Annotated in this window: 25 protein-coding genes; 17 read left to right on the top strand and 8 right to left on the bottom strand. The window is 62.0% G+C overall.

From position 1 onward, the window contains the following. The first annotated feature begins 103 nt into the window (after positions 1–103). The 12 genes from R3E82_22900 (at position 104) to R3E82_22845 (ending at position 11,197) form a co-directional block, all read left to right on the top strand. Entirely contained in the window at positions 104–445 is a 342-nt protein-coding gene (locus tag R3E82_22900) for an ATP synthase subunit I (protein ID MEZ5553745.1), read from the top strand. A gap of 137 nt (positions 446–582) precedes the next feature. After that, on the top strand, positions 583–1,431 hold the full coding sequence (gene atpB, locus R3E82_22895; protein MEZ5553744.1) for a F0F1 ATP synthase subunit A: 849 nt from the start codon (positions 583–585) through the stop codon (positions 1,429–1,431). 86 nt (positions 1,432–1,517) lie between these two features. After that, positions 1,518–1,754, top strand: coding sequence for a F0F1 ATP synthase subunit C (gene atpE / locus R3E82_22890; GenBank protein MEZ5553743.1), 237 nt, complete (start codon positions 1,518–1,520; stop codon positions 1,752–1,754). Between the two features lie 43 nt (positions 1,755–1,797). After that, positions 1,798–2,268 (top strand): F0F1 ATP synthase subunit B, encoded by a 471-nt coding sequence (locus R3E82_22885; protein MEZ5553742.1) that lies wholly within the window; start codon positions 1,798–1,800, stop codon positions 2,266–2,268. A 14-nt stretch (positions 2,269–2,282) separates the two neighbouring features. Further along, positions 2,283–2,822 carry a F0F1 ATP synthase subunit delta gene (locus R3E82_22880; protein MEZ5553741.1) on the top strand — a complete coding sequence of 180 codons (540 nt, stop codon included), beginning with the start codon at positions 2,283–2,285 and terminating at the stop codon, positions 2,820–2,822. Between the two features lie 61 nt (positions 2,823–2,883). After that, positions 2,884–4,428 (top strand): F0F1 ATP synthase subunit alpha, encoded by a 1,545-nt coding sequence (gene atpA, locus R3E82_22875; protein ID MEZ5553740.1) that lies wholly within the window; start codon positions 2,884–2,886, stop codon positions 4,426–4,428. Between the two features lie 22 nt (positions 4,429–4,450). Beyond that, positions 4,451–5,311, top strand: coding sequence for a F0F1 ATP synthase subunit gamma (gene atpG / locus R3E82_22870; GenBank protein ID MEZ5553739.1), 861 nt, complete (start codon positions 4,451–4,453; stop codon positions 5,309–5,311). A gap of 239 nt (positions 5,312–5,550) precedes the next feature. Next, on the top strand, positions 5,551–6,933 hold the full coding sequence (gene atpD, locus R3E82_22865; protein ID MEZ5553738.1) for a F0F1 ATP synthase subunit beta: 1,383 nt from the start codon (positions 5,551–5,553) through the stop codon (positions 6,931–6,933). A 20-nt stretch (positions 6,934–6,953) separates the two neighbouring features. Continuing rightward, positions 6,954–7,376, top strand: a complete 423-nt coding sequence (locus R3E82_22860; protein ID MEZ5553737.1) for a F0F1 ATP synthase subunit epsilon — start codon at positions 6,954–6,956, stop codon at positions 7,374–7,376. A gap of 165 nt (positions 7,377–7,541) precedes the next feature. Next, on the top strand, positions 7,542–8,960 hold the full coding sequence (glmU, locus tag R3E82_22855) for a bifunctional UDP-N-acetylglucosamine diphosphorylase/glucosamine-1-phosphate N-acetyltransferase GlmU (protein ID MEZ5553736.1): 1,419 nt from the start codon (positions 7,542–7,544) through the stop codon (positions 8,958–8,960). 5 nt (positions 8,961–8,965) lie between these two features. After that, positions 8,966–10,801: a glutamine--fructose-6-phosphate transaminase (isomerizing) gene (glmS, locus tag R3E82_22850; GenBank protein MEZ5553735.1), complete on the top strand. Its 1,836-nt coding sequence runs from the start codon at positions 8,966–8,968 to the stop codon at positions 10,799–10,801. Positions 10,802–10,912: 111 nt separating this feature from the next. Further along, positions 10,913–11,197: a hypothetical protein gene (locus R3E82_22845; protein MEZ5553734.1), complete on the top strand. Its 285-nt coding sequence runs from the start codon at positions 10,913–10,915 to the stop codon at positions 11,195–11,197. A gap of 6 nt (positions 11,198–11,203) precedes the next feature. Here the strand turns inward: R3E82_22845 and R3E82_22840 are convergent, their stop codons facing one another. After that, entirely contained in the window at positions 11,204–11,731 is a 528-nt protein-coding gene (locus R3E82_22840; protein MEZ5553733.1) for a hypothetical protein, read from the bottom strand. Positions 11,732–11,997: 266 nt separating this feature from the next. Here R3E82_22840 and uvrD point away from each other — a divergent pair, with 266 nt between their 5' ends. Genes uvrD through R3E82_22825 form a run of 3 tightly spaced genes read left to right on the top strand, consistent with a single transcriptional unit; the run spans position 11,998 to position 16,324 of the window. Then, complete coding sequence (gene uvrD, locus R3E82_22835) at positions 11,998–14,241, top strand: DNA helicase II (GenBank protein MEZ5553732.1); 2,244 nt, start codon at positions 11,998–12,000, stop codon at positions 14,239–14,241. A gap of 6 nt (positions 14,242–14,247) precedes the next feature. Next, positions 14,248–15,462, top strand: coding sequence for a TRAP transporter substrate-binding protein (locus R3E82_22830; GenBank protein MEZ5553731.1), 1,215 nt, complete (start codon positions 14,248–14,250; stop codon positions 15,460–15,462). A 1-nt stretch (position 15,463) separates the two neighbouring features. Continuing rightward, positions 15,464–16,324, top strand: a complete 861-nt coding sequence (locus R3E82_22825; protein MEZ5553730.1) for an enoyl-CoA hydratase-related protein — start codon at positions 15,464–15,466, stop codon at positions 16,322–16,324. Positions 16,325–16,345: 21 nt separating this feature from the next. On the opposite strand, the gene R3E82_22820 is transcribed toward R3E82_22825, so the two are convergent. The 4 genes from R3E82_22820 to ubiA are packed head-to-tail and all read right to left on the bottom strand — an operon-like array spanning position 16,346 to position 20,375. Further along, positions 16,346–17,515 (bottom strand): amidohydrolase family protein, encoded by a 1,170-nt coding sequence (locus tag R3E82_22820; protein ID MEZ5553729.1) that lies wholly within the window; start codon positions 17,513–17,515, stop codon positions 16,346–16,348. Between the two features lie 16 nt (positions 17,516–17,531). Beyond that, the gene (locus R3E82_22815; protein MEZ5553728.1) at positions 17,532–18,983 is read right to left on the bottom strand and encodes a TRAP transporter large permease subunit; all 1,452 of its coding nucleotides are present in this window, start codon (positions 18,981–18,983) and stop codon (positions 17,532–17,534) included. Beyond that, entirely contained in the window at positions 18,973–19,485 is a 513-nt protein-coding gene (locus R3E82_22810) for a TRAP transporter small permease subunit (protein ID MEZ5553727.1), read from the bottom strand. The genes R3E82_22815 and R3E82_22810 overlap by 11 nt, the downstream gene beginning before the upstream one ends. A 5-nt stretch (positions 19,486–19,490) precedes the next feature. Then, the gene (gene ubiA / locus R3E82_22805; protein MEZ5553726.1) at positions 19,491–20,375 is read right to left on the bottom strand and encodes a 4-hydroxybenzoate octaprenyltransferase; all 885 of its coding nucleotides are present in this window, start codon (positions 20,373–20,375) and stop codon (positions 19,491–19,493) included. Between the two features lie 169 nt (positions 20,376–20,544). On the opposite strand from ubiA, the gene R3E82_22800 reads away from it, so the two are divergent. Next, on the top strand, positions 20,545–20,712 hold the full coding sequence (locus R3E82_22800) for a rubredoxin (protein ID MEZ5553725.1): 168 nt from the start codon (positions 20,545–20,547) through the stop codon (positions 20,710–20,712). Between the two features lie 71 nt (positions 20,713–20,783). Next, a complete protein-coding gene (locus tag R3E82_22795) occupies positions 20,784–22,070 on the top strand; it encodes a dicarboxylate/amino acid:cation symporter (GenBank protein ID MEZ5553724.1) in 1,287 nt (428 codons plus the stop codon). Between the two features lie 55 nt (positions 22,071–22,125). Here R3E82_22795 and R3E82_22790 read toward each other — a convergent pair whose 3' ends face one another. The 3 genes from R3E82_22790 to R3E82_22780 all read right to left on the bottom strand — a co-directional run bounded on the left by R3E82_22790 (position 22,126) and on the right by R3E82_22780 (position 25,929). Beyond that, positions 22,126–23,445, bottom strand: a complete 1,320-nt coding sequence (locus R3E82_22790; GenBank protein ID MEZ5553723.1) for an HDOD domain-containing protein — start codon at positions 23,443–23,445, stop codon at positions 22,126–22,128. A gap of 89 nt (positions 23,446–23,534) precedes the next feature. After that, entirely contained in the window at positions 23,535–25,550 is a 2,016-nt protein-coding gene (recG, locus tag R3E82_22785; GenBank protein MEZ5553722.1) for an ATP-dependent DNA helicase RecG, read from the bottom strand. Continuing rightward, positions 25,534–25,929 (bottom strand): RidA family protein, encoded by a 396-nt coding sequence (locus R3E82_22780; GenBank protein MEZ5553721.1) that lies wholly within the window; start codon positions 25,927–25,929, stop codon positions 25,534–25,536. Before R3E82_22780 ends, recG begins: the two co-directional genes overlap by 17 nt. Positions 25,930–25,959 lie beyond the last annotated feature (30 nt).

The raw sequence follows: 25,959 nt of genomic DNA, 5'->3' as shown, positions 1-25,959 counted from the left end.
TGTCAGCCCTCCGCAGCTAAATAAGCCGGCCACGCGCCGCTTTTCATTGAATGCCGGATAGGGGCTCCCTATAATACGCGCCGCTTTTCCGCAGGCTCGTCGAGTGTCGTTGCCCTACAGAATCGTGACGCTGCAGCTGCTGGCTGCGGTGACGGCAGCGGCAGGACTGCTGATCTGGGACGGTTCGCAGGCGTTTGCTGCGCTTCTGGCTGGGGTCGTGTGTCTGATACCGGGTGGGTTTTTTGCCTGGCGGGCCGATGTTGAGCGCTCGCCGGCGAAGCTGTTGAAGCAGGGTGTGTTTAAATTCGCCCTCACGATTGTGTTGCTTGCACTGGCTATCGCCCTGTTCAAACCGGCGGCGGCAGGTTTTTTCGGCACATTCGCACTGCTGCAGGCCATGTACGTGGTGGGCCCGCTGCTTGCACCGATTGCCGGAAGGCACTGACGGAGCAGCGAGCGCGCTGAGGCAGGATTTTCCCGCAACTACACGCGGGGTAATTGCCGGGTTCGGGTGAAAGAGTAGAAAGAGAGTGACGAAAGTGACAGGTAACAGATTGAGCATCAGGATCCAGCGAGGCAGTCATGGCTGACGCAAGCGAAAATTCTGCGGAATATATCCAGCATCACCTGACCAACCTCACCTATGGTCAGCTGCCCGACGGAACCTGGGGCTTTGCCCACAGCGCCCAGGAAGCGGCAGCGATGGGATTCAACTCCATCAATGTGGACTCCATGTTCTGGTCGATCACCACCGGGCTGGTGTTTTTCTTCGTTTTTTACGGCGCAGCCCGCAAGGCGACCGCCGGCGTACCTGCCGGCATGCAGAACTTCGTGGAATGGATTGTCGACTTCATCGACGACACCACACGCAGCATCTTCAACTACTCGAACTCCCTGATTGCCCCCATGGCGCTGACCATATTCGTGTGGGTCTGGCTGATGAATTTCATGGACCTGATTCCGGTCGACTGGATACCCGGTCTGGCTGCCGCCGCGGGCATCCATTATATGAAGGTGGTGCCGAGTACCGATCCGAATGTCACCATGGCAATGGCATTCAGTGTTTTCGTCATGATTCTGTTCTTCAGCATTAAAGAGAAAGGCCTCGGCGGATTCCTCGGCGAACTGGCCTTCCACCCCTTTCCGAAATTTCTCGCCCCGATCAACCTGATCCTCGAAGGTGTCACGCTCATCGCCAAGCCGCTTTCACTGGGCCTGCGGCTGTTCGGCAACATGTACGCCGGTGAAATGATCTTTGTGCTCATCGCCCTGATGTTCGGCGGTGGTCTGATTTTTGGTGTGATGGGCGGCGTGATGCAGTGGGGGTGGGCGATGTTCCACGTGCTGATCATCTCCCTGCAGGCCTTTATTTTCGCGGTGCTCACGGTGGTGTATCTCGCGCAAGCCCACGACGTGCCGGAAGAGCACTGACGGGACAACGGGCGCCATACGCCCACATCGGGTGGATCAAGCCCGGACTTTGAATCGAAAACAGCAACTCGAAACTTGGAGTAAACATGGAACTAGCAGTTCTTCTTTATGTAGCTGGCGGACTCATGATGGGTCTTGGTGCGGTTGGCGCAGCCATCGGTGTGGGCGTGCTCGGTGGAAAATTCCTCGAGGGTGTTGCCCGTCAGCCCGAACTGCTGCCGATGCTGCGCGTTCAGCTTTTCATCGTGCTGGGTCTGGTCGACGCGGTGCCCATGATTGCCGTTGGTATCGGCCTGTACGTGATCTTCGCGGTAGGCGGTTAACTGACAACGACCGCGCAACACTCACTACCTCGGAGGTAAGGGCATGAATATCAACTGGACGTTCTGGGGCCAGTCGATCACGTTCATCGTGTTCGTTTGGGCCTGCTGGAAATTCATCTGGCCACCGCTCATCAATGCGATGCGCGAACGCCAGCAGATGATCGCCGATGGTCTGGCGTCCGCGGAGCGTGCGGCCAAGGATCTGGCGCTCGCCCAGGAGCGCGCGACCGATCAGATGAAAGAGGCCAAGGAACAGGCAGCAGCGCTGATCGACGATGCCCGTCGTCGCGCTCTGCAGATGATCGAAGAAGCGAAAAACGATGCCCGGGAAGAAGGCGAGCGGGTCAAGGAAGCCGCTCGTGCGGAAATTCAGCAGGAGCTCAATCGCGCCAAGGAAACCCTGAGAGTGCAGGTGGCATCCCTGGTGGTCAACGGCGCTGAGCGCGTGCTTGGTGAGAGTATCGACGCAGGCAAGCACAGCCGTCTGCTCGATGAGCTGGCCGGTCAACTTTGAGAGCGGGTTAGAAGATGGCTGAATTAGCGACACTGGCACGACCCTACGCGAATGCGGTGTTCGATATGGCGAGACAGTCTGGTGATCTCGATCGCTGGTCCCGCACGCTGGGCTTTCTGGCCGCCGCCGCCGCTCACCCCCAGATGCAGAGTTATCTCGAAGCACCCGGCCTGCCGGAGGAAGCGAAAGCCACCCGACTGTCGGATGTCTGCGGTGATGAAATTCAACCCTCGGCGGTGAAGTTTCTCCAGGTGCTGGCCCACAACAAGCGGCTGTCGCTGCTGGCGGAAATTCGCGAGCAGTTCGAAAGCCTGCGTGCGCAGGAGCAGCAGACCCTCGACGTGGAAGTCACCAGCGCGTTCGAGCTGTCGGCGGCCGAGTCCGACAAACTCAAGGCAGCGCTGCACACCCGCTTCAAGCGGGAGGTCAGCATGACGAGCAAGGTGGATGCCAGCCTGCTCGGCGGCGCGGTGATTCGGGCTGGAGATACGGTGATAGACGGGTCGGTGCGCGGCAAGCTGCGCAAACTCGCAGAGTCCATTCAGCGGACGTGATCGGATACCAGGTCCCGGCAAAAGAAGATGAGCCGGGCGCAGGAAATTTGAGGAATCGAAAATGCAGCAACTGAATCCTTCTGAAATCAGCGACATCATCCGCAGCCGGATCGAGAGTCTCGATGTTGGCGCGAGCGCGCAGAATGAAGGAACCATCGTCAGCGTATCCGACGGTATTGTCCGCATTCACGGGCTCGCCGAAGCACAGTACGGCGAGATGATCGAGTTCACCGGCGGCCTCTACGGCATGGCCCTGAACCTCGAGCGGGACTCGGTCGGTGTGGTGGTGCTCGGGGACTACCTCGGGCTTTCTGAAGGTATGACAGCCCGCTGCACGGGCCGCATTCTCGAAGTGCCCGTTGGACGCGAGCTCCTCGGCCGTGTAGTGGACGCACTCGGCAATCCCATCGACGGCAAAGGTCCGCTCAATGCCAGCGGTACCGCGCCGATTGAAAAAGTGGCACCCGGTGTGATCGAACGGCAGTCGGTGGACCAGCCGGTGCAGATCGGACTCAAGTGTATCGACTCCATGGTGCCGATCGGCCGTGGCCAGCGCGAGCTCATCATCGGCGACCGTCAGATCGGTAAGACGGCGGTGGCCATCGACGCCATCATCAACCAGAAAGACAGCGGTATTAAGTGCGTGTACGTGGCCATCGGTCAGAAGATGTCCACCATCGCCAATGTGGTGCGCACACTGGAAGAGTACGGCGCGATGGAAAACACCATCGTGGTTGCTGCCAGTGCGGCGGATCCGGCTCCCATGCAGTTCATCGCCCCTTACTCCGGCTGCAGCATGGGTGAGTTCTTCCGCGACAGTGGCGAAGACGCCCTGATCATTTACGACGACCTTACCAAGCAGGCCTGGGCCTACCGCCAGATCTCCCTGCTGCTGCGTCGTCCGCCGGGTCGCGAAGCCTATCCCGGAGACGTGTTCTATCTGCATTCCCGACTGCTCGAGCGTGCGGCACGTGTGAACGCCGACTATGTGGAGAAGATGACGGGTGGCAAGGTGAAGGGTAAGACCGGTTCCCTGACCGCGCTGCCGATCATCGAAACCCAGGCGGGTGATGTGTCCGCCTTCGTCCCCACTAACGTGATCTCGATCACCGATGGACAGATCTTCCTGGAGATCGAACGCTTCAACTCGGGTATCCGCCCGGCGATGAGCCCCGGAATTTCGGTTTCCCGGGTGGGCAGTTCCGCCCAGGTTCCTTTCATGAAGAAGATCTCCGGCGGTATCAAGCTGGCGCTCGCCCAGTATCGGGAACTGGCCGCTTTCTCTCAGTTTGCGTCGGACCTTGATGACGCAACACGCCGGCAGCTCGAGCATGGCCGCCGGGTCGAAGAACTGATGAAGCAGACACAGTACAAGCCGATGAGTGTCGCCGAGCAGGGGGTGGTGCTGTTTGCCGCCAACCAGGGTTACCTGGAGGAAGTACCGGTAGACAAGGTGCTCGATTACGAACGCGATCTGCTCGCTTATATGAATTCGGAGCACGCTGACTTCATGCGCGCCACCAACGAAACCGGTGCGTACAACGACGACGTGGTGGCCCAGATGCGCGAAGCGCTGGACGCCTTCAAGAAGACCCAGAGCTACTAACCCACCGGAATCGGGAAGCGTTATGGCCGTTGGCAGAGAGATCAAGAAGAAGATCAACAGCGTGGAGAACACGCAGAAGATCACCAGTGCCATGGAAATGGTGGCGGCGAGCAAGATGCGGCGCACCCAGGAGCGCATGCGTCACGGCAAGCCCTACTCCGAAAAGATCCGCCAGGTGATTGGTCACCTGGCCCATGCGAATCCGGAATACAAACACGTCTATATGACCGATCGTGAAGTCAGGCGCATCGGTTACCTGGTGGTGTCGTCGGATAAAGGCCTGTGTGGTGGTCTGAACGTCAACCTCTTCCGCGCACTGCTGCGGGACATCTCCGAATGGGGCAAGAAAGGGGTCGAGGCCGAGCTCGGACTGATCGGCAATAAAGCCGATCGCTTCTTCCGTTCCATTGGCGGCAATGTGCGCGCAACGATCAACAACGTCGGCGAGAATCCGACCCTTTCTGATCTGATCGGCGGTATCAAGGTGATGCTGGATGCGTTCTCCGCAGGCGACATCGACCGGCTGTACATAATCAGCAACGATTTCGTCAACACCATGACCCAGGCGCCAACCATCCGGCAACTGCTGCCCCTGGCACCCGAAGACAACACCGAGTATCGCCATCGCTGGGATTACATCTACGAACCGGACGCGCGCCAGCTCGTGGAAGAGCTGCTGACCCGATTCATCGAGTCCCAGGTCTATCAGGCGGTGGTTGAAAACACCGCCTGCGAACAGGCGGCAAAGATGATCGCGATGAAGAACGCCACAGACAATGCGGAAAAACTCATCGACGAACTGACCCTGGTCTACAACAACGCGCGCCAGGCGGCGATCACCCAGGAGATCGCCGAAATCGTTGGAGGCGCCGCGGCGGTTTGATTGCCGGAGGCAATCAAACAAAAGACAGATAGCGCGGCGGTTTGATCGCCAGGGGCGATCAAACAAAAAGTAAAAAGAGCGGCGGTTTGATTGCCGATGGCAATCAAATGGAAGACGAAGAGCGTAGCGGGCTGCGCAAGGCAACAATGAGCCTGCGAGCGCCCGCGGCGGTTTGATTGCCAAAGGCAATCAAACAAAAAGACAACAGACAGATCTGGAATTAAGAGGCGAACCTGATTATGAGCAGTGGCAAAATCGTACAAATCATCGGCGCTGTGATCGACGTGGAGTTCCCGCGTGAATCGGTCCCGAAAGTTTATGATGCGCTCACCGTATCGACCACGGGACTGACCCTGGAAGTGCAGCAGCAGCTTGGCGACGGCGTGGTTCGCTCCATCGCCATGGGTTCGTCCGACGGCCTGTCACGCGGACTCGAGGTTGTGAACACTCAACATCCGATCATGGTACCTGTGGGCAAAGAAACCCTCGGTCGCATCATGAACGTGCTGGGCGATCCCATCGACGAAAAGGGCCCGATCAACGAAACCCAGCGCATGCCCATTCACCGCAAAGCGCCCAAGTACGAAGATCAGCGCGGTGGCAATGAGATTCTGGAAACAGGTATCAAGGTGATCGACCTGATCTGCCCCTTCGCCAAGGGCGGTAAGGTCGGCCTGTTCGGCGGTGCCGGCGTGGGTAAGACGGTGACCATGCTCGAGCTGATCCGCAACATCGCCACCGAGCACTCGGGACTGTCCGTGTTCGCCGGTGTCGGAGAGCGTACCCGGGAAGGCAACGACTTCTACTACGAAATGGAAGAATCCGGCGTGCTCGACAAGATCTCCCTGGTGTTCGGTCAGATGAACGAGCCGCCGGGTAACCGCCTGCGGGTCGCGCTCACCGGTCTCACCATGGCCGAAAATTTCCGGGACGAAGGCCGCGACGTGCTGCTGTTCGTGGACAACATCTATCGCTATACCCTGGCGGGTACCGAAGTATCCGCGCTGCTCGGCCGGATGCCCTCCGCGGTAGGCTATCAGCCCACCCTCGCCGAAGAGATGGGCGTACTGCAGGAACGCATCACCACCACCCGGGAAGGTTCGATCACCTCGGTGCAGGCGGTATACGTACCTGCGGACGACCTCACCGACCCGTCTCCGGCCACCACTTTCGCGCACCTTGATTCGACAGTGACCCTGTCCCGGGCGATTACCGACCTGGGAATCTATCCCGCGGTGGATCCGCTGGACTCGACCAGCCGCCAGCTCGATCCGCTGGTCGTCGGTCAGCAGCATTACGAAGTGGCCCGGGGTGTGCAGCAGGTCCTGCAGCGCTATCAGGAACTGCGCGACATCATCGCGATTCTGGGTATGGACGAACTCTCCGAAGAAGACAAGCAGCTCGTGTACCGGGCACGGAAGATTCAGAAGTTCTTCTCCCAGTCCTTCTTCGTGGCAGAGGCCTTCACCGGTAACCCGGGGGTTTATGTTTCCCGGGACGACACGGTGCGCAGCTTCAAAGCGATTCTCGACGGTGAATACGACCATCTGCCGGAAGATGCCTTCTACATGGTGGGCACCATCGAAGCCGCCGTCGAAAAGGCGAAGACCCTCAAGCGCTAGGCGCGATAGAAGGAACAACAATGGCCATGACCATCCATTGCGACATCGTCAGCGCCGAGCAGGAGATCTTCTCCGGCCGGGTGACGATGGTCAGTGCCACCGGCACCATTGGCGAACTCGGCATCATGCCGGGTCACGCACCGCTGCTCACCGGCATCCGGCCGGGTCCGGTGCGCCTGAAGAAGGACGATGGTGAAGAAGAGGTGTTCTACGCCTCGGGCGGCTTCCTCGAGGTTCAGCCCGGCGTGGTCACCATCCTCGCTGATACCGCGCTGCGCGCGGACGATATCGATGAGGCTGCAGCCGTCGAGGCACAGGCTGCCGCGGAGCGGATGCTCCACGAGCAGACCGCGGAGTTCGAGTTCTCGGCGGTGGCCACCATGCTGGCGGAAGCCATGGCCCAGCAGCGCACCCTCGCGGAATTGAAGAAGCGCAAGCGCTGAGTCAGGCAGCAAGGCCAGGCCGGCCGGTGCTGGCAGGCCAATTCCGGCTCGCTTCTGCCGGCGGTGCTTACAAACAGGGGTGACACTGGTCGCCCCTTTTCGATTGAGCACTCTCTATAATCCGGACGTCCTACCCACATACCGCAGGGACCGCGGGGCTCCTCCATGACCCAATTAGACAAACAAGCAGACAGTTCCCTCGAAGTGGTCGTGCTGGCCGCTGGTCAGGGAACCCGCATGCGCTCGAGCCTGCCGAAAGTTCTGCATCCTCTGGCCGGACGCCCGATGCTGGCGCATGTGCTGGCAACAGTCGGCGAGCTGCAACCTGCCCGAGTGCACGTGGTGGTTGGCCATGGTTCCGGGCGGGTGCGCGAAACCATCGGAAACGCGGTCAACTGGGTGGAGCAGGCCGAGCAGAAAGGCACCGGTCATGCCGTCGCTCAGGCACTGCCATATATAGAAGACGCCGCAACGGTGCTGGTGGTGTATGGGGACGTGCCGCTGGTCAGCGCGGCGACACTGACAGCCTGTGTGGCGGCTGCTGCCAGTGGTGCTCTCGGGCTGGTCACCGCCCATTTCGATGATCCGGCAGAGCTGGGTCGAATCCTTCGGGATAGCGCGGGACGCATTCAGGCCATAGTCGAATACAAAGATGCCAGCGCGGATCAGCGCGGTATCCACGAAATCAATTCGGGCATCCTCGCCCTCAATGCTCAAGCCCTGCGTGAGCTGCTCGCGAAAATTGAGCCGAAGAACGCCCAGGCCGAGTTTTACCTGACCGATCTGATCACTCTGGCGCACGAACACCAGATCGAAGTGAAGGGACTGCTGGCCGCCTCCCAGGTGGAAGTCACCGGAGTGAACGACCGGGTGCAGCTTGCCCTGCTGGAGCGCAGCTACCAGCAGCAGCAGGCACAGAAACTGATGCGCTGCGGCGTCACCATCGCCGATCCGTTCCGGCTGGATATCCGCGGGGTGGTGGTGGCCGGAGAAGATTGCACCATCGATGTGAACGTGGTCTTCGAAGGCAGCGTGCGACTTGGTCGGGGCGTATATATCGGTCCCGGTGCGGTCATCCGTGACAGTGAGCTGGGAGATGGTGTGCGGGTCGAAGCGCATACCCTGGTGGATGGCGCGACGGTAGACGCGAATTGTTCCCTCGGCCCATTCGCACGGATCCGCCCCGGCACTGTGCTGGGCGAAGGCGTGAAAATCGGTAACTTCGTGGAAACCAAGAAGGCCAGGCTCGGTCGCGGCACCAAGGCCAGCCATCTCACCTACCTGGGCGATGCGAACATCGGCGAAGACTGCAACATCGGCGCCGGCACCGTGACCTGCAACTATGATGGCATTGAAAAGCACCAGACAGATATCGGAGACCGGGTCTTCGTCGGGACCAACAGCACCCTGGTGGCGCCGATCGAAATCGCCACGGATGCCTTTGTGGCCGCGGGATCGACCGTCACTTCGAAAGTAGCAGAAGGTGAGCTTGCAGTGGGCCGAACCAGGCAGCGAAATATCAAAGGCTGGGTGCGTCCCGATCAGCGTGCTCCGGAAAAAAACAGGAAAACGGACGAGGAGTAGGGACTATGTGTGGCATCGTCGGTGCGGTAGCCGAGCGCGAAGTTCCGGCGATTCTGCTTGCCGGTCTCCAGCGGCTCGAGTACCGGGGCTACGATTCCGCCGGAGTGGCGGTCATTCCGGAGGACCATGGACGCATCGATCTGCGCAAGCGTACCGGTAAGGTCAAGGAGTTGTGTGACGAGCTCACGGCCCGACCACTGACCGGTCATATCGGTATCGCCCACACCCGCTGGGCCACTCATGGTGTGCCGACGGAGATCAATGCCCACCCGCATATCTCAAATGATCACATCTGCCTGGTGCACAACGGCATCATCGAAAATTTTGAAAGCCTGCGCGATGAACTGATCGAACAGGGTTACCACTTCGTCTCGGCAACAGACTCCGAAGTCATCGTGCATCTGATAGACGCGTACTTCCGGAAGACCCGTTCGCTGCTCGAAGCGGTACGCGCTGCCGTGAAGCGCCTCGAAGGCGCCTATGCCATCGGTGTGATCGCGCGGGATGAACCGGACAGGATCGTCGCTGCGCGCATGGGCAGCCCGCTGGTGATCGGCCGGGGTATCGGCGAGAACTTCATCGCTTCAGACCCGCTCGCGCTGCGGCCGGTAACGGATCGATTCATCTTCCTGGAGGAAGGCGATCTGGTGGAAGTCACCCGCACCAGTATCGGCATCTGGAACATCGATGACGAGTCCGTCATCCGCTCGACCGTCCGGGTGGAACTTGGACACGACGATGCGGACAGAGGCAACTACCGCCATTTCATGCAGAAGGAAATCCATCAGCAGCCGAAGGTGATCCGCGACACCCTCGAAGGCCGCCTCGGTCGCAGGCAGGTTCTTGAACAGGCTTTCGGGGTCAAAGCTCCGGACATCTTCGATCAGACTGAAGCAGTCACCATCGTCGCCTGCGGTACCAGCTATTACGCGGCTTCGGTCGCCCGTTACTGGATCGAGGAAATTGCGCGGGTGCCCTGCCAGGTGGAGATCGCCAGCGAGTTCCGCTATCGGCACGTGGCGGTCACGAAGAACAACCTTTTCGTCACCATCAGCCAGTCCGGAGAAACGGCCGACACGCTTGCCGCCCTGCGGGTAGCCAAAGATATCGGCTTCGCCCACACCCTGACGCTGTGTAATGTGCCGACCAGCTCGCTCGTGCGCGAGTCGGATCTGGCGCTCATGCTGCAGGCGGGTACCGAAGTTGGCGTGGCCTCGACCAAAGCCTTCACCACCCAGCTCACAGACCTGCTGCTGCTCACCATCCTTCTTGGCCGCCGTCACGGCATGACACAGGAAACGGAGCATGAACTGGTGGGTGCATTGCACTCGCTGCCGGATGCCATCGATGCCGCACTGGGACTGGATGAGCAGATCCAGAAGCTTGCCGAGCGGTTTGTGCACAAATCCCACACCCTGTTCCTGGGTCGGGGACCCATGTTCCCGATCGCCATGGAAGGCGCACTGAAACTCAAAGAGATTTCCTACATTCATGCCGAAGGTTATCCCGCGGGGGAGCTCAAGCATGGTCCACTGGCACTGGTGGATGAAAACATGCCGGTGGTGGCGGTGGCACCCAACGACGATCTGCTCGAAAAACTGCAGTCGAATCTGCAGGTAGTCCGAGCACGAGGTGGTGAGCTGATCGTGTTCGCGGATCCACACAGCGGTTTTCATGAAGAGCCGGGTGTGACGGTAATTGTCCTGCCCGAAGTGGATCCGATTCTTGCGCCCATCGTCTATGTGGTACCGCTGCAGCTGCTGGCTTATCACGTTGCCGTGCTCAAAGGCACGGATGTGGACCAGCCTCGTAATCTGGCGAAATCGGTGACGGTAGAGTAGCTCCCCATGCCCCGGGTGCCGATACGAGCCGGATTGTGCGGCATTACCGGAGCCTTAGCTGTACTGCTCACGCTATGGATCGGAAAACTGTACCTTGATGACGCAGAGACGGTGGCGCAGGCAGATCGGGTGCAGGACTACCTGAGGGAATTCTGCACAGAGCACGGAGTCTATCCGGCGGCGGCAACTCTGCAGGCTCAGTTTCCGGAGCTTTTTCCGGATCAGGAGTGGTACTACTGGCCTGACAGGGATCACGCCAGCGCTGCCTTTCAGTACCCGATGTCACTGCCCTTTGCCGGCGCCCCCGGCCGTTCGAAACTCTCGGAGTTTCTGCCGGTCATCTATGCCTATGCGGTCCGTAATCCCTGCGAAGGCCTGATCCGGACGACGCGCTGATTCCGATCACTCGGCTGGCGCAGTCGGCGCCGGCGGCTCCCACAGCTCGACCTTGTTGCCCTCGGCATCGAGAATCCAGGCAAAGCGACCATACTCATACTCTTCGACCTCGCCCACCTGCACCACACCCTCTGCCAGCAGTTCTGCCAGCAGGCCCCCCAGATCCTGGACGATGTAATTGATCATCACCTTCTGCTCGGACCGGCCGAAGTGTTCGCTGGTCTCGGAAAAGGTGGTCCACACGGTGCGATCGATTCGTTCGGGATCGTCGATATTGCGCCAGAGGAACTGGGTGTAGCCGGCTTCGGTGGCATCCACCCCCAGGTGGTCGCGATACCAGGCGTTGACCCGCACCGGATCTTCGACCTTGAAGAACACCCCTCCGATGCCGAGCACCCGGGGTGACCTGTCTGGTAGGGCGGTTGCTGTCGCGGCGGATCCGGCTGCTGCCGCAGCTGCAGTCCCGGTTGCCGCGGCAACTCCCGAGGTCGCGAGCAGAACGACGGTCAGGCGGGCCAGTGTTTGAGCGTGCATGGGAATCCTCCCGGCTGTTGCGAGACGCAGATTGAACCTTCAATGCAGGTGACCCCTCCCGGGGTTTGCGCAAGCATAGCGAAGCACCACCCGGGGCTGAAACCGTTGCTGGTGGCCATTGCGAAGCATTCTGCGCAGAGAATGTGGCTGCAGGGATGCGTTATGCTTCCCCATCTGAAGACTGCGCCCTGGACTGCCGACACTGATGAAGAAGTCACCATCACCTGACAAAGGTATCGATCCGCACGCCCTGTGCGCTCTGCTTCATGCGGCCGCCGGGGACGTCTGAGCAGCACGTGGACGTCACCCAAATTCTGGAAAATCTGAATGACGCACAGCGCGAGGCCGTGGCTGCGCCCCTGGGTAACAGCCTGGTCATCGCGGGTGCAGGCAGTGGCAAGACCCGGGTGCTGGTGCATCGCATCGCATGGCTGATAGAAGCGGAAAATGTTTCACCCCACGGCCTGCTGGCGGTGACTTTCACCAACAAGGCTGCTCAGGAAATGCGCGTGCGCATCGAAGAGCTGCTGAACATCTCCGTACGCACATTGTGGGTCGGTACCTTTCACGGTATCGCCCACCGCCTGCTGCGCATGCACTGGCAGGAAGCCGGACTGCCCCAGAATTTCCAGATCCTCGATGCGGACGATCAGCTCCGGCTGGTGAAGCGGGTGATGCGCGCCCTGGATATCGACGAGCAGAAGTGGCCGGCGCGTCAGGCGGTCTGGTTCATCAATTCTCAGAAAGACGAAGGCCGCAGGGCGAAGGATGTCTTATCCGGAAACACTGCAGGCGGCGATGATCTGTTTCAGATCACCCACAGGAAGATCTATGAGAATTACGAAGCCCTGTGTCAGCAGGGTGGCCTGGTGGATTTCGCTGAACTGCTGCTGCGCAGCCACGAGCTGTGGCTCGAACAGCCGGATCTGCTGGCCCACTATCAGCGCCGTTTTCAACAGGTGCTGGTGGATGAATTTCAGGATACCAACACCATACAGTACGCCTGGCTTCGCGTACTGACCGGCAGGACCAGCGGCATCATGGCCGTCGGCGACGACGATCAGTCGATCTACGGCTGGCGTGGCGCAAAGATCGAAAACATTCACCGCTTCAGCCAGGATTTCGCCGACGTAAACACCATCCGTCTCGAGCAGAACTACCGTTCCACCTCAACCATCCTTAAGGCTGCGAACGGCCTCATCGCCCACAATCTGGATCGACTGGGAAAGGAACTGTGGACGGCGGGCAACGAAGGCGATCCGATACGCATCTATTCGGGCTACAACGATCTGGACGAAGCGCGCTTCATCGCCGAGCAGACCGAAGAGTGGATAGACAACGGCGGCAGTCCGGACGAGGTCGCCATACTCTACCGATCCAATGCCCAGTCCCGGGTGCTGGAAGAGGCACTGCTGCGCCTGAAGATTCCCTATCGGATTTACGGCGGGCTGCGGTTCTTCGAGCGCGCTGAGATCAAGAATGCGCTGTGCTATATGCGCCTTATCCATGACCGTCACTCCGATACTGCCTTCGAGCGGGTGATCAATGTCCCCGCCCGGGGTATTGGCGAAAAGACACTTGAGGCGATCCGCAATCAGGCGCGTGTGCGTCAGGTTTCACTGTGGCAGGCATGTGTCGATAGTCTTGTCGAGCCGGGTACGGTCGGCGGTCTGCCCGGTAGAGTGACAGGCAAAGTCGCGCAGTTCATTCAGCTCATTGATGATCTGGCCCAGGGCACCGCCAGCATGTCTCTGCACGAGCTGGCTGACCATGTGATCGAAGCCAGTGGTCTCATGGCCTTTCACAGCAGGGAGCGTGGTGAGCGCGGCCTGGCCCGCAAGGAAAACCTTGAAGAACTGGTAACCGCCTGCCGGCAGTTCACGGGCGATCTGGTGTTTCCGGTGCTCGAAGCCGAGCAGGAGCCTGTCAGTGTGCTCGCCGAATTTCTCGACCAGACTGCGCTCGACTCGGGCGAGCGGCAGAGCGAATCCGGTCCCTGTGTGCAGCTCATGACCCTGCACTCGGCCAAGGGGCTCGAGTTTCCTCTGGTCTTTCTCGGTGGCATGGAAGAAGGGCTTTTTCCGCATCGCATGTCGGCAGAGGAACCGGGTCGCATCGAGGAAGAACGGCGCCTGTGTTACGTGGGCATTACCCGGGCGATGCGCAATCTCTATCTTACCTACGCCGAGACCCGCCGACTGCACGGCAATGACACCTACAACCGGCCATCGCGCTTCCTGCAGGAAATCCCCAGCGAGCTGACCGCGGAAGTGCGCATGAAGGGAATTGATCGACCCTATAACACACAGAACTCGAAGCAGGCGGCGCTCTACGAGGACTCCAGATCCGGTCTGCGCATGGGGCAGCGGGTGCTGCACCAGAAATTCGGTGAAGGGGTGGTGGTGCAGAGTGAAGGCAGCGGCGAACGTGCGCGCATACAGGTAAATTTTGCCGCAGCCGGGGCCAAGTGGCTCATGCTCGGTTATGCAAATCTACAGACATTGGATTAGACACAGATGGCAATGCATTTCGGATCGGCAGGGGTGGCTGGCGGGGTCAGACGATGCAGCCGGGCTTTTGGTCTGGCGATCGCACTGCTGCTCACCAGCGGCGGCTGCGGGCAGACAGATTCGAGCCCCAACGCGGCAGGCGCGGCAGCTTCCGGGGCTCCTGAGACGGCCCAGCGCTTCCGCTGGAAACTCATTACCACCTGGCCGAAGAATCTGCCCGCGCTTGGCACTGCGGTCGAACGTTTCGCCCGGAATGTTCGGGTCATGAGCAATGGCCGGCTCGATATCACCGTCTACGGCGCCGGTGAACTCGTGGGCGCCTTCGAAGTCTTCGATGCGGTGTCTCAAGGCACCGCCGAGATGGGCAATGGTGCTTCCTATTACTGGCGCGGCAAGCTGCCGGTCGCCGCAGTGTTCTCCACCATTCCCTTCGGCATGACGGCCCAGGAGATGAATGGCTGGATGCGCTACGGTGGCGGAATGGAGCTGTGGCGGGAACTGTACGCGCCTTTCGGACTGATTCCCTTCCTGGCAGGGAGCTCCGGTCCACAGATGGGGGGCTGGTTCAACAAGGAGATCCAATCGGTCGCGGACCTGAAAGGATTGCAGATGCGCATTCCCGGGCTCGGTGGTGAGGTGCTGGCGCGGGTGGGCGGTGTCCCGGTTGTGCTGCCCGGCAGCGAAGTCTTCACCGCGCTGCAGACCGGAGTGATAGATGCGACCGAATGGGTGGGCCCTTACAACGATCTGACCCTGGGCCTGCACACCGCCGCGCGCTACTACTATTACCCGGGCTGGCATGAACCGGGTGCCGCCATCGAAACACTGGTCAATGCGAAGGCCTGGGCCACCCTGCCGGAGGACCTGCAGGTGATGGTGGAAACTGCCGCCCAGGCGAGCAGCGACGACATGCTCAGCGAATTCACCATGCGCAATGCCCAGGCCCTGCAGACCCTGGTGGAGGAACACGGGGTGCAGCTGCGGGCGTTCCCGGCGGATGTGCTGGCCGCTCTGAAAGTAGCCTCGGCTGCCGTGGTTCGGGAGTCCGCCGCGGGCGATCCTCTGTCGGAGCGGATACTGGAATCCCAGCGGGAACATCAGAAAGTGCTCGAGGCATACCAGGACATCACCGAACGCGCTTATATGAACGCGCGCTCTGCGGACGCGGGTTCGTCGAGCTCGGCCGCTGCGGGCACGGCTGCCGGATCGACCCCCCGCTGACATGGAGCTCAAAGCAACGGAGCTGGCTATCGAAGACGGTATCGGGGTGATCACCCTGGCGCGCCCCGACAGGCTCAATGCCTGGACCGGCAGGATGCACACCGAATACCGCCACTGTCTGGCCGAACTGGACTCTGATCCGGCCGTGCGCGTCATCGTCGTGACCGGCAAAGGACGGGGATTCTGTGTGGGCGGCGATGCCGAAGCGCTGGCCGGTCATGCAAAGAAGGGCGGCTACGATCCCGGTACTCCGGAGACCCTGGCGCGACCCGGCTACGGCACAGACAGCAGTTTCGATGCGAGTTTCGCCTACCATTTCGGACTGCGGAAACCGGTGCTGGCAGCGCTGAATGGCCCGGCGGCCGGGGTCGGACTGGCACTGGCCTGTTTCGCCGACCTGCGCTTCGCTGCTGCGGGCGCGCGCTTCACCACCGCCCACGGCAAGCTGAATCTGCCTGCCGAGTACGGGCTGTCCTGGCTGCTGCCGCGCATGATCGGTCTGACCCGGGCCAACGAACTGCTGCTGTCGAGCCGTGTCTTCACTGCGGAAGAGGCTCTCTCCCTGGGTCTGGTGAATGAAGTCCATGCTCCGGAGGCAGTACTTGGAGCCACCCTCGATTACGCGCGTCGACTGATGCACAGCGTATCCCCCGGCTCGCTGCGGCAGACGCGCTGGCAGGTCTACCGGGACCTGCACCGGGATGTGGCATCCGCCGTTGTCGATTCGGAAGCGCTGCTCAATGCCATGATGCGCGAGCCCGACTATGCCGAAGGTGTGAGTGCGTTCCTGGAGAAGCGCCCGCCGCGCTGGCGCGGCATGGACGATGGCGGATCGGACGCCCCTGAAAATAGTGGCCTGTAGCAGGCGTTTTCTGGACCGCTGCTAGGCGGGCGCCCGCGCAACACGCCCGGCGGCCCAGACGGCGACCGGGCGGGTGAGGGCGGCCAGATCGAGCAGGGGATCACCGTCCACCACCAGCACGTCCGCCGCCCGACCGGGGGCAAGTCGGCCGGTCAGCGCACCCAGTCCGAGACCCTGTGCGGCATCTGCGGTCGCGCTGCGCAGGGTCAGTTCCGGGCTCAGCTCGGCAACTGCTGAGAGCACGGCCAGAGCCTCGGGCAGTTCATGATGATAGACACCGGGTATGCCGGCGTCCGTGGACGCCATGATCTGGATACCCATTTCGCGCATATGCTGCAGGGCGTGCCGCATGCGCGGCAGCGTCGGACTGCCTTGCAGCATCCGCTGCCAGCCCCGGTTGATGGTCGGTGACACCCACACTCCCCGCTCCAGCATGCGCCGGGCCACGGCTTCCTGGTAGTCGGCCGCCCAGCCGCCTTCGCCCACCCAGGAGCAGTGTTCGATGCTGTGTACGCCGGCCCGGGCGGCGGCATCGATGCCGGGTGTGCCGTGGCAGTGGGCGGCCACGGGCAGACCCTGGTCCCTGGCCGCACTCACGATGGCTTCGAGGGTCTGCTGATCGAACTGGGGGTCCAGAGGTTTCGAACCCCGGGTGAATCTGCCGCCCGTGGCCATGACCTTGATCAGATCGACCCCATGCTGGACCTGACGATCGATGACCCTGCGCGCCTCGGCGATGTTCGCCGCTGCTCCGCCCCAGAAGTGACAATGCCCCCCGGGACAGGTCACCGGCTGGCCGGCGCACAACAGCCGGGGTCCCGGGACCTCACCCCGACCGATGGCATCCCGCAGGATCAGCTCCCGCCAGGCGCCCCCGCCCAGATCCCGGGCAGTGGTAATACCCGCCCGCACCATCGCCGCCGCTCTGGTGCGCATCGCCGCAAGGTCCGGCAGGAAGTCGGCAGCGGGGGGTGAACTGTCATCCGGGTCGAGCACCATGTGCACGTGGGCGTCGATCAGGCCCGGCAGCGCCGTGCACCCCGGCAGGGCGATGACCGCTGCGGCACAGACCTCCGGCATGCCGGCCAGGTCCGCTTTGGCGCACACCGCCCTGATCCGGCTGCCGGTGATGATCAGGGTGTCTGCGGCCAGCAGGCGCTCGCCATCCCAGATCCGCAGATCGGTGAGCACAGTCGGTGTGTGATCGTCAGTGATAGAGGGCTCCCGGCAGCCAGGTAGCCAGACTCGGCCAGGTGAACAGGAGCGCCAGCAGTAACAGCTGCAGGCCTATGAAGGGGACAGCGCCGCGATAGATGTCCAGAGTTCTGACCGAGTCCGGGGCCGCCCCGCGAAGATAGAAGAGCGCAAAACCGAAGGGTGGAGTGAGGAAGGAGGTCTGCAGATTCACGGCAATGAGCACGCCGAGCCAGACCGGATCCATACCCATGGCGAGCAGCGCGGGCCCGACGATGGGCACCACCACATAGGTGATCTCAATGAAGTCGAGCATGAAGCCCAGCAGAAAGATGACCAGCATGACGATTCCCAGCGCGCCCCACATGCCGCCGGGCAGATCCACCAGCCAGCCGTGCACGAGCACATCGCCGCCGAAGCCGCGGAACACCAGGGTGAAAATCGATGCGCCGATCAGGATGAAGAACACCATGGCTGTGGTGGTGAGCGTGGAGCGGCAGACGTCCCTCAGGGTGGTGAGGTCCAGACCGGAGCCGAACAGTGCGAGTGCACTTGCGCCGGCAGCGCCAACACCTGCGGCCTCGGTTGGCGTTGCGAAGCCGCCGAGTATGGAACCGAGTACCAGCACGATCAGTCCCAGCGGTGCAAGCAGGTCGCGCAGCAGCAGCCAGTAGTGGTTGCGCCTGACAGACGGATCTGTGCCGTGGAGGGTTGCGCCTCCCGTGAGCTCCGGTGCTGATTCAGGTGCGGCAACGCCAGGCACCGCGGCAACCGCCGCCGCTGGTGCTTGTGCGGGTCTGAGAAAGGCGACGGCAAGCACGTAGGCAAGGTAGAAGAACACCAGCAGCAGTCCGGGCAGCAGCGCGCCGGCAAACAGATCGCCGACGGACACCGTCTTCGGCGCGAAGACACCCTGGCTAAGCTGCGCCTGCTGATAGGCGTTGGATAACACGTCACCGAGCAGGACCAGTGCGATGGAAGGCGGAATGATCTGGCCGAGCGTCCCGGTGGCCGTGATCACCCCGGTGGCAAGCCGGGGGTCGTATCCGGCGCGTAACATGGTCGGCAACGCCATCAGACCCATGGTCACCACAGTAGCGCCGACGATGCCCGTGCTCGCCGCGAGGAGCATGCCGACGATCACTACCGCAAGTCCGAGACCGCCACGCAGGCCCATCATTGCCGTGGTCAGCTGGGTGAGAAGGCGCTCGGCGATACGCGTTTTTTCAAGCATCACGCCCATGAATACAAACAGGGGTACCGCGATCATGGTTGGGTTGGTCATCACCCCGAACAGGCGATTGGGAATGAAACCGAAGTCGGTAGGATTGAAACTGCCCAGCGCAACTCCGGCGAAGGCAAACAGCAGCGACACACCTGCCAGAGTGAGCGCAACGTTGTAACCGAGTAACAACACGGCAAACACCGCAGCGAACAGCAGCAGGGGAATCAGCTCAGCGTCCATCGACCGGGACACCGCGGCGAAGCAGGCTGATCGAGCGAACGCTTTCTGCCACGCCCTGTAACAGCAGCAGACCGGCGGTCAGAGGCAGCAGGCTCTTCAGCAGAAAAATCCCCGGAATGCCGCCGACTTCCGGCGAACCTTCCAGCACCCGCCAGGATGCCGCCACATAGGGCAGGCTGGTCCAGAGTATGGTGACTGCCACCGGTACCAGTAGAAACAGGTGACCAGACAGATTCACCCAGGCTTTGCCTGCCGGACTGCGGCGGGTGTAGAAAACGTCGACACGCACATGGGCGTCCTGCTGCAGCGCGTAGCCGATGCCGAGCATGAAGCTGGTGGCGTGCAGGTAGAGCACGGCTTCCTGCAGAACAATGGAACCGTCGCCCGCCAGATAGCGGAGCAGCACCACCAGCAGAGTAGATGCCACCATGATGGCCATGCACCAGGACACGGTATGTCCGATGCTGCGGGTGATCCGATCGATGAAATGGGTGGTGCGCATTGTGTTCAGACCGGTGCCGTCCCGCTGGCCAGCACAACCTCAGCCACACTGCCGAGGAACAGCGCAAACCCGACCCAGACATTGTTGAGAAAGGCTGCGAAGCATCCGGCTTTGGTGCGATCGCGGATCAGATACTGCTGGTAGACGAAGAAGCCTCCGGCGGCGACAACGCCTGCCTGAAAGAATCCTGCATAGTCCTGCTGAGAAGCCAGCATCAGCAGTGTGGTCAGCGTGGCCGTCTGCAGCAGACCGACCATCAGGCGGTCCGCCGACCCGAACAGGATGGCGGTGGAACGGATACCGACCTTGAGATCATCGTCCCGGTCGACCATTGCATAGAGGGTGTCATAGGCCACGATCCACAGCAGGCTCGCGATGAACAGCAGCCAGGCCACGGGGGGCACTTCGCCCTGCACGGCAGCGTAGGCCATAGGCAGTCCCCAGCTGAATGCAGCGCCCAGGCCGACCTGAGGCAGATAGGTCCAGCGTTTCAGAAAGGGATAGAGGGCGGCGATGGCGACACCGGCGAGGGCCAGCCAGCGCGTAATCGGATTGAGCGCAAGCAGCAGTGCAGCACTGGCCAGCAGCAGGAGGACGAGAATGCCGAAGGCGTGAGCGATGGGAATGCGCCGGGTTGCCAGGGGTCGATTCGCGGTGCGTGCGACGGCGCCGTCGAAGTCGCGGTCCGCGAGGTCGTTGATCACGCAGCCTGCGGTACGCATCAGCAATGTGCCGGCGGCAAACACCAGAACTAGGTGCAGGGGCGGCCAGTTTCCGGCTGCCAGAAACAGGGCGGCGAGAGTAGGCCAGAGCAGCAGCAGTGTGCCCACCGGCTTATCGAGCCGCATCAGCTGAAGGTAGGGTCGGTAGTTGATTTTGTGTCGCAGCATGATGACCGTGCGCCGGGCAGTGTAGCGGATTCACGCTGGGCGGGCGGCTCGCGTACATTGATTTTTAGGGATCGGACCAGTAGCTTACCGGCCTTGCTTCAGAAGCGCCGCAGGTATCTCAGGATGTCGCGGAGCGCATGCCGTGTAAGCGGCCGACAAGGAAAAACCCATGCGTAAATGGCAGTGCATCGTCTGCGGCTGGATCTACGACGAGGCCGAAGGCTACGAAGATGAAAACATCGCCCCCGGCACCCGCTGGGAAGATGTCCCGGAGGATTTCGTGTGCCCCGAGTGTGGCGTCAGCAAGGAAGACTTCGAGATGATCGAGATCGGCTGATCGTCCGGTCGGCGAGAACTTCGACCGAACGGGTCTGGCGGATGCCGGCATCCGGTCCCTAAGGAGCGCACATGAACCTGACCGTCCGTATTCTCATCGGCATGGCTGCCGGCGTCGTGCTGGGGCTGGGTGTGCAGGCACTCGGTCTGCCGGCAGAGCACTGGTTGCGCAGTGTCGTCGTGGATGGCTTTGTCGATGCCGGTGGCGACATCTTCATCCGCTCGCTGATGCTCATGGTGGTTCCCCTGGTCTTCATTTCCCTGATCTGCGGTGCGGCCAGCCTCGGCAGTCATGGCAACATGGGCCGGGTCGGCGGTAAAACCATCGGCCTGTATCTGCTGACGACCTCAATCGCGATCTCGGTCGCACTGCTGCTGGCCACCATCGTGGCACCCGGTGAAGGCGCGCGGGGTAAGGAAGTGGTCTTGACCGAGTTCGTGGCGAAAGATCCGACACCGATCAAAGACACGTTCGTGAACATCTTCCCCACCAATCCGGTTGCGGCCATGGCGGAAGGCAACATGCTGCAGGTCATTCTGTTTGCGCTGCTGCTGGGCATTGCTCTGAGTCGCAGCGGTCCGGCAGGGACCCGGCTGCTGGCGCTTTTCGACGATCTCAATACCGTGATGATGAAACTCATCACACTGCTGATCGAGCTTGCACCATTGGGCGTCTTCTGTCTGATGACGACGCTGTTTGCCTCGGTCGGCTGGCAGGAAATCTACAAACTGCTCGCCTATTTTCTGACCGTGGTTGTGGCGCTGCTGGTTCATGCCGGCATTGTCTTCCCGACCCTGCTGACTCTGCTTGGCCGGGTGAGTCCGGTGAAATTCTTTGTGAAGATGCGGGAGCCGATGCTGGTGGCTTTTTCCACGGCGTCCAGCGGCGCCACGCTGCCTGTCACCCTGCGCACGGTGGAGCAACGGCTCGGAGTGAAAAATGAAGTCGCCGCCTTCGCCATACCTTTAGGTGCGACCATCAACATGGACGGCACCGCCATCATGCAGGGTGTGGCCACGGTCTTCATCGCCCAGTTCTATGCCATCGACCTGACGCTGGCCGACTATCTGATGGTGATCCTTACAGCAACCATGGCATCGATCGGTACGGCTGGCGTACCCGGCGTCGGCCTCATCATGCTGGCCATGGTGCTCAATCAGGTCGGCCTGCCGGTGGAAGGCATCGTGCTGATCATCGGTGTGGACCGTCTTCTCGACATGCTGCGCACTTCCGTGAACATCACCGGCGACGCCATGGTGGCGACCATCGTGGCGAAGTCCGAAAACGATCTGGATCTGGCGGTGTTCGAAGACCCGGATGCAGGTCGGGTGATCCCGAAGAAGGCGCACGCTGACTGACGCGGAGGCGGCTCGGGGTATAGGTGCGCTGAACGGCTCTTTCGGATCGACCCTGCTACATCGCGGCTGCCAGTCCATCCAGCTGATCCCGTGAATCCCGGATCAGCGTGACCACACTGTCGAGTTGAACCTCGGAGATTCCCAGACGCGCGTCTTCCACCGCGGGCAGCAGCCCCGCCGGGGGCAGATCGGTGATGCCCTGATTTCCCAGTGCCTGGCGTGCGACGCGCAGCAGGTTCACATAGGTTGCGTTCGCGCCCCGATAGTCGGCGGCGTGCTGGAAGCGGATTGCATCACAGATCGGCTCCGGCAGTTCCCACTGTTCGAGCAGCGCGCTGGCCAGCACCTCGCGACCCACACCGAGGATGTGGGTGTCTGCGTGGAGGTGAGGCAGATGGCGGTTGACCTCCTGCAGGAGACAGATTTCCCGATACTGGGGCGGGAAAACATGGCCGAGCACCAGAGTCCCGAAATTGGCGAGCAGGCCGGCCAGATAGCAGAGACCCCGCTCGGGACGCTGACCGGCAGGCACCTGCCGCGCCAGTGCTTCCATGGTGGCCGCCGTGTATACCGCGTCCAGCCAGTAGGAGGGCAGACCGTTCACGTGGGACTCGGGCAGCCTCAGTGAGGCACCCAGCGACATGCCCAGAGCCATACTCAGCACCGTGTCGAAACCGAGCACGCGCATGACGGCGTCATCTATGGAGTTTGCGGGCGGATTCACATGATAGAAGGCCGAGTTGGCCCAGCCCATGATGCGGGCGGCGATGCTCGGGTCGGTCTCGATGATGGCCACCAGATCCTTGAGGTCATAATCGTCCGTCGCCTGCAGGGCGATGATGCGGCGTGCGGCCTCGGGCAGAGGTGGAATGTGCAGGGTCTGGTCAAGCCGCTGCTGGATGCGGCGCTCGGTAAAGCGGCTCACCGCGGCATCGATGCGGATCCTGTCCGCATCGCGGCTGCCGCTGGGCTGATCGAGCTGCACCGGGGCAGTAAACGGAAATATGCGGGTTTCAAATGACTGCTGGGCCAGGGCCTCGCCCCGGATGCGGAAGTACTCCCCGGGGATCGCCCCCGCGAGGGCCAGCTCGGATTTCTGAATGAGGCACTGATCGACTACCACGGGCAGGCGATAGTCACCCGGTACCGCGCTCGTGCACTCTTCGAGATCGTACATGCGGGCCCGGAGTTGCCGCTGCAGGGTCTGGTTGAGGCGGCCGTGTTCGATGAGCCCGACTTCGGGTGCGACCACCTGCACTTCACCCTGGCTGTCGCACATGATCAGTCCCCGGACCCGGGCCGCCATGGGCGGGTTGCTCCAGCGGGGCAGATCGGGCGGCGGGGATGCGCCGGAGGCGCGGCTGGATTCGGGCATGTTAATCGCCTGTTCTCGAAGGGACTTGGAGAAAGTATAGAAAGGGATGGGATTTTGGCCCGGAACGGTCGGTCAGACTGAACCTGGCCTCATACTCCGATGGGTCCGGTATCAGCGGGCGCCCAGATGCGCAGAAGCTGGGTAACGGTCTCCGGGTCTTCGGCGAGCAGCCGGTCTCCGAGGGCGACGGCCTCGGGGATCATGTGGGCATGTTCGCGCAGATCGGCGATACGAAACTGCTGTTCGCCCGTCTGGCGCAGGCCCATCAGGTCGCCGGGACCCCGCAGCACCAGATCCTGCTCTGCGATGTAAAAGCCATCCTGGCTGCTGCGGATGACTTCGAGTCTGGCGCGACTGACCTCGCTCAGCGGGCCGTGGTAGAGCAGCACACAGTGGGACTGAGCCCGGCCCCGACCCACCCGACCCCGGAGCTGGTGCAGCTGAGCCAGGCCCAGACGTTCCGGGTTTTCGATGACCATGAGGGTGGCGTTGGGGACATCCACCCCCACCTCCACCACAGTGGTCGCCACCAGCAGCTGGATGTCGGCGGCCTTGAATCGGGCCATGATGGCCGCCTTTTCCTCACCCTTCATCCGGCCATGGAGCACGCCCACCTGGATCCGTGGCAGGGCTTCGATCAGATGGGCGGCGGTGGTTTCGACCGACGCGGCGGGCACTTCGTCGGACTCCTCTATGAGCGGGCAGATCCAGTAAGCCTGTTCACCCCGTTCAAGCTGTACCGCCATGCGCGCGATCACCTCATCACGGCGGCCATCGGCCAGCACCCGGGTTTCGATCGGCCGGCGGCCGCTGGGCAGCTCGTCGATCACGGAAACGTCCATGTCCGCATAGAGCGCCATGGTCAGGGTTCGGGGGATGGGGGTGGCGGTCATGACCAGCTGGTGAGGCAGTTCGCCCTTGGCGCGCAGGGCCATGCGCTGGTGCACGCCAAAGCGATGCTGCTCATCGACAATGGTCAGCACCAGCCGCCTGAACACCACCTGGTCCTGGAAGAGCGCGTGGGTACCTACCGCGACCTGTGCCTCCCCCGAGCCGATGGCGGCGAGCGCCTGGTTACGCTCCCGCGCGCTCTGGGAACCGGTCAGCAGTACCACCCGGATGCCCAGGGGTGTCAGCCACTCCGAGAAGGTCAGATAGTGTTGTTCTGCGAGGATCTCAGTGGGGGCCATCAGGGCCGTCTGGCAGCCGTGCTCGCAGGCGCGGATCGCGGCGAAAGCGGCGACCACCGTCTTGCCCGCACCGACATCACCCTGCAGCAGTCGCCACATGGGTTTGGCCTCGGTGAGATCCTCCAGCACCTCACGCACAACGCGTTTTTGTGCGCCGGTGAGCGCAAATCCCAGGTTCTTCAGCAGTTGCCGGCCGAGGTGTTGGGCCTGGGGCAATGGCACGGCGGGCTGTTGCTGGCGCAGCGCCTGACGCCGCCGCATGACCAGATAGTAGGCAGTGAGCTCGTCCCGGGCGACGGTTGCCTGGACATGGGCGATGTCCTCCGGAGTGGCAGCCGGCGGCGGCCGATGGAGAAATTTCAGGGCAGCGAAGGGCAGTCCCTCGCCCTCGGGCCAGTCCCGCTCGAGCAGCTGGCCGGTGAGCGCGCGCAGGCGCGCCTGACCCAGGCCCTGGGTGATGGGGTACACGGGGGTCAGCGTGCCCTCGGGTGTGCCTGGCGGTTCGTGAAAGGTCCGGTATTCGGGATGCACCAGCTCCAGAGACTCATGACCGAACCGGGCGCGGCCGTAGGCCTGCACGTAGATGCCGGGCTGCAGCGCTGCCTGCTGGGCACGGGAAAAGTAGAACAGGCGCAGATTCAGGAAGCCGGTGCCATCCTCGAGGGTCACCAGCAGGCTGCGGCGACGACCGTAGGTCAGTCGAGCGGCAACGATCCGGCCCGACACCAGCCCCTCCTGATCTGCGCGCAGGGCACCCAGTGGCACGATGCGCGTGCGATCCTGGTAGCGGCTGGGCAGATGCAGCAGCAGATCGAGCAGGCGCTCGACCCCGAGGCGGGCCAGCTTCTCCGCCAGACTGGGCCCGACGCCTCTGAGCGCGGTTACCGGCTGCTGGGGGTCAATGGGCCCCGCCACCGGGCACCATGATTGCCTCGACCTCCACACCCGCGCCTTTCGGGAGCGCAGAAACCCCGATGGCGGCGCGAGCGGGGAACGGTTCGCTGAAGTGACGCGACATGGTTTCGTTGACGATGGGGAAGTGGCTGAGATCGGTGAGGTAGACGGTGAGCTTGACGATATCATCGAGGCTGCCGCCGGCGGCGGTCGCAACCGCGGCAAGATTGACGAACACCTGTTCGGTCTGGGCGCGTATGTCCCCGTCGACCAGCACCATGGTGTCCGGAACCAGCGGAATCTGCCCCGAGAGAAACACCATCCCGCCGGCCTCGATGGCCTGGGAATAGGTGCCGATGGCGGCCGGAGCGGCTGTGGTACTGATAGCACGTCTGGTCATCTGGTTTCCTCTGAATGCGGGTCAGGCGCT

The sequence above is a fragment of the Pseudomonadales bacterium genome (assembly GCA_041395945.1).
Lineage (GTDB): Bacteria > Pseudomonadota > Gammaproteobacteria > Pseudomonadales > Azotimanducaceae > SZUA-309.
Note: the sequence above shows the minus strand (reverse complement) of the source record. Positions and strands in the feature narration are given on the sequence as shown.

Coding starts and splice junctions, on each gene's coding strand:
- R3E82_22780 (MEZ5553721.1), bottom strand. CDS start 25,929: ATGACCAGACGTGCTATCAGTACCACAGCCGCTCCGGCCGCCATCGGC.
- atpA (MEZ5553740.1), top strand. CDS start 2,884: ATGCAGCAACTGAATCCTTCTGAAATCAGCGACATCATCCGCAGCCGG.
- atpD (MEZ5553738.1), top strand. CDS start 5,551: ATGAGCAGTGGCAAAATCGTACAAATCATCGGCGCTGTGATCGACGTG.
- R3E82_22795 (MEZ5553724.1), top strand. CDS start 20,784: ATGAACCTGACCGTCCGTATTCTCATCGGCATGGCTGCCGGCGTCGTG.
- R3E82_22790 (MEZ5553723.1), bottom strand. CDS start 23,445: ATGCCCGAATCCAGCCGCGCCTCCGGCGCATCCCCGCCGCCCGATCTG.
- R3E82_22880 (MEZ5553741.1), top strand. CDS start 2,283: ATGGCTGAATTAGCGACACTGGCACGACCCTACGCGAATGCGGTGTTC.
- R3E82_22825 (MEZ5553730.1), top strand. CDS start 15,464: ATGGAGCTCAAAGCAACGGAGCTGGCTATCGAAGACGGTATCGGGGTG.
- R3E82_22840 (MEZ5553733.1), bottom strand. CDS start 11,731: ATGCACGCTCAAACACTGGCCCGCCTGACCGTCGTTCTGCTCGCGACC.
- atpE (MEZ5553743.1), top strand. CDS start 1,518: ATGGAACTAGCAGTTCTTCTTTATGTAGCTGGCGGACTCATGATGGGT.
- uvrD (MEZ5553732.1), top strand. CDS start 11,998: ATGCGGCCGCCGGGGACGTCTGAGCAGCACGTGGACGTCACCCAAATT.
- glmU (MEZ5553736.1), top strand. CDS start 7,542: ATGACCCAATTAGACAAACAAGCAGACAGTTCCCTCGAAGTGGTCGTG.
- ubiA (MEZ5553726.1), bottom strand. CDS start 20,375: ATGCTGCGACACAAAATCAACTACCGACCCTACCTTCAGCTGATGCGG.
- atpG (MEZ5553739.1), top strand. CDS start 4,451: ATGGCCGTTGGCAGAGAGATCAAGAAGAAGATCAACAGCGTGGAGAAC.
- R3E82_22810 (MEZ5553727.1), bottom strand. CDS start 19,485: ATGCGCACCACCCATTTCATCGATCGGATCACCCGCAGCATCGGACAT.
- atpB (MEZ5553744.1), top strand. CDS start 583: ATGGCTGACGCAAGCGAAAATTCTGCGGAATATATCCAGCATCACCTG.
- R3E82_22800 (MEZ5553725.1), top strand. CDS start 20,545: ATGCGTAAATGGCAGTGCATCGTCTGCGGCTGGATCTACGACGAGGCC.
- R3E82_22815 (MEZ5553728.1), bottom strand. CDS start 18,983: ATGGACGCTGAGCTGATTCCCCTGCTGCTGTTCGCTGCGGTGTTTGCC.
- R3E82_22830 (MEZ5553731.1), top strand. CDS start 14,248: ATGGCAATGCATTTCGGATCGGCAGGGGTGGCTGGCGGGGTCAGACGA.
- R3E82_22860 (MEZ5553737.1), top strand. CDS start 6,954: ATGGCCATGACCATCCATTGCGACATCGTCAGCGCCGAGCAGGAGATC.
- R3E82_22885 (MEZ5553742.1), top strand. CDS start 1,798: ATGAATATCAACTGGACGTTCTGGGGCCAGTCGATCACGTTCATCGTG.
- glmS (MEZ5553735.1), top strand. CDS start 8,966: ATGTGTGGCATCGTCGGTGCGGTAGCCGAGCGCGAAGTTCCGGCGATT.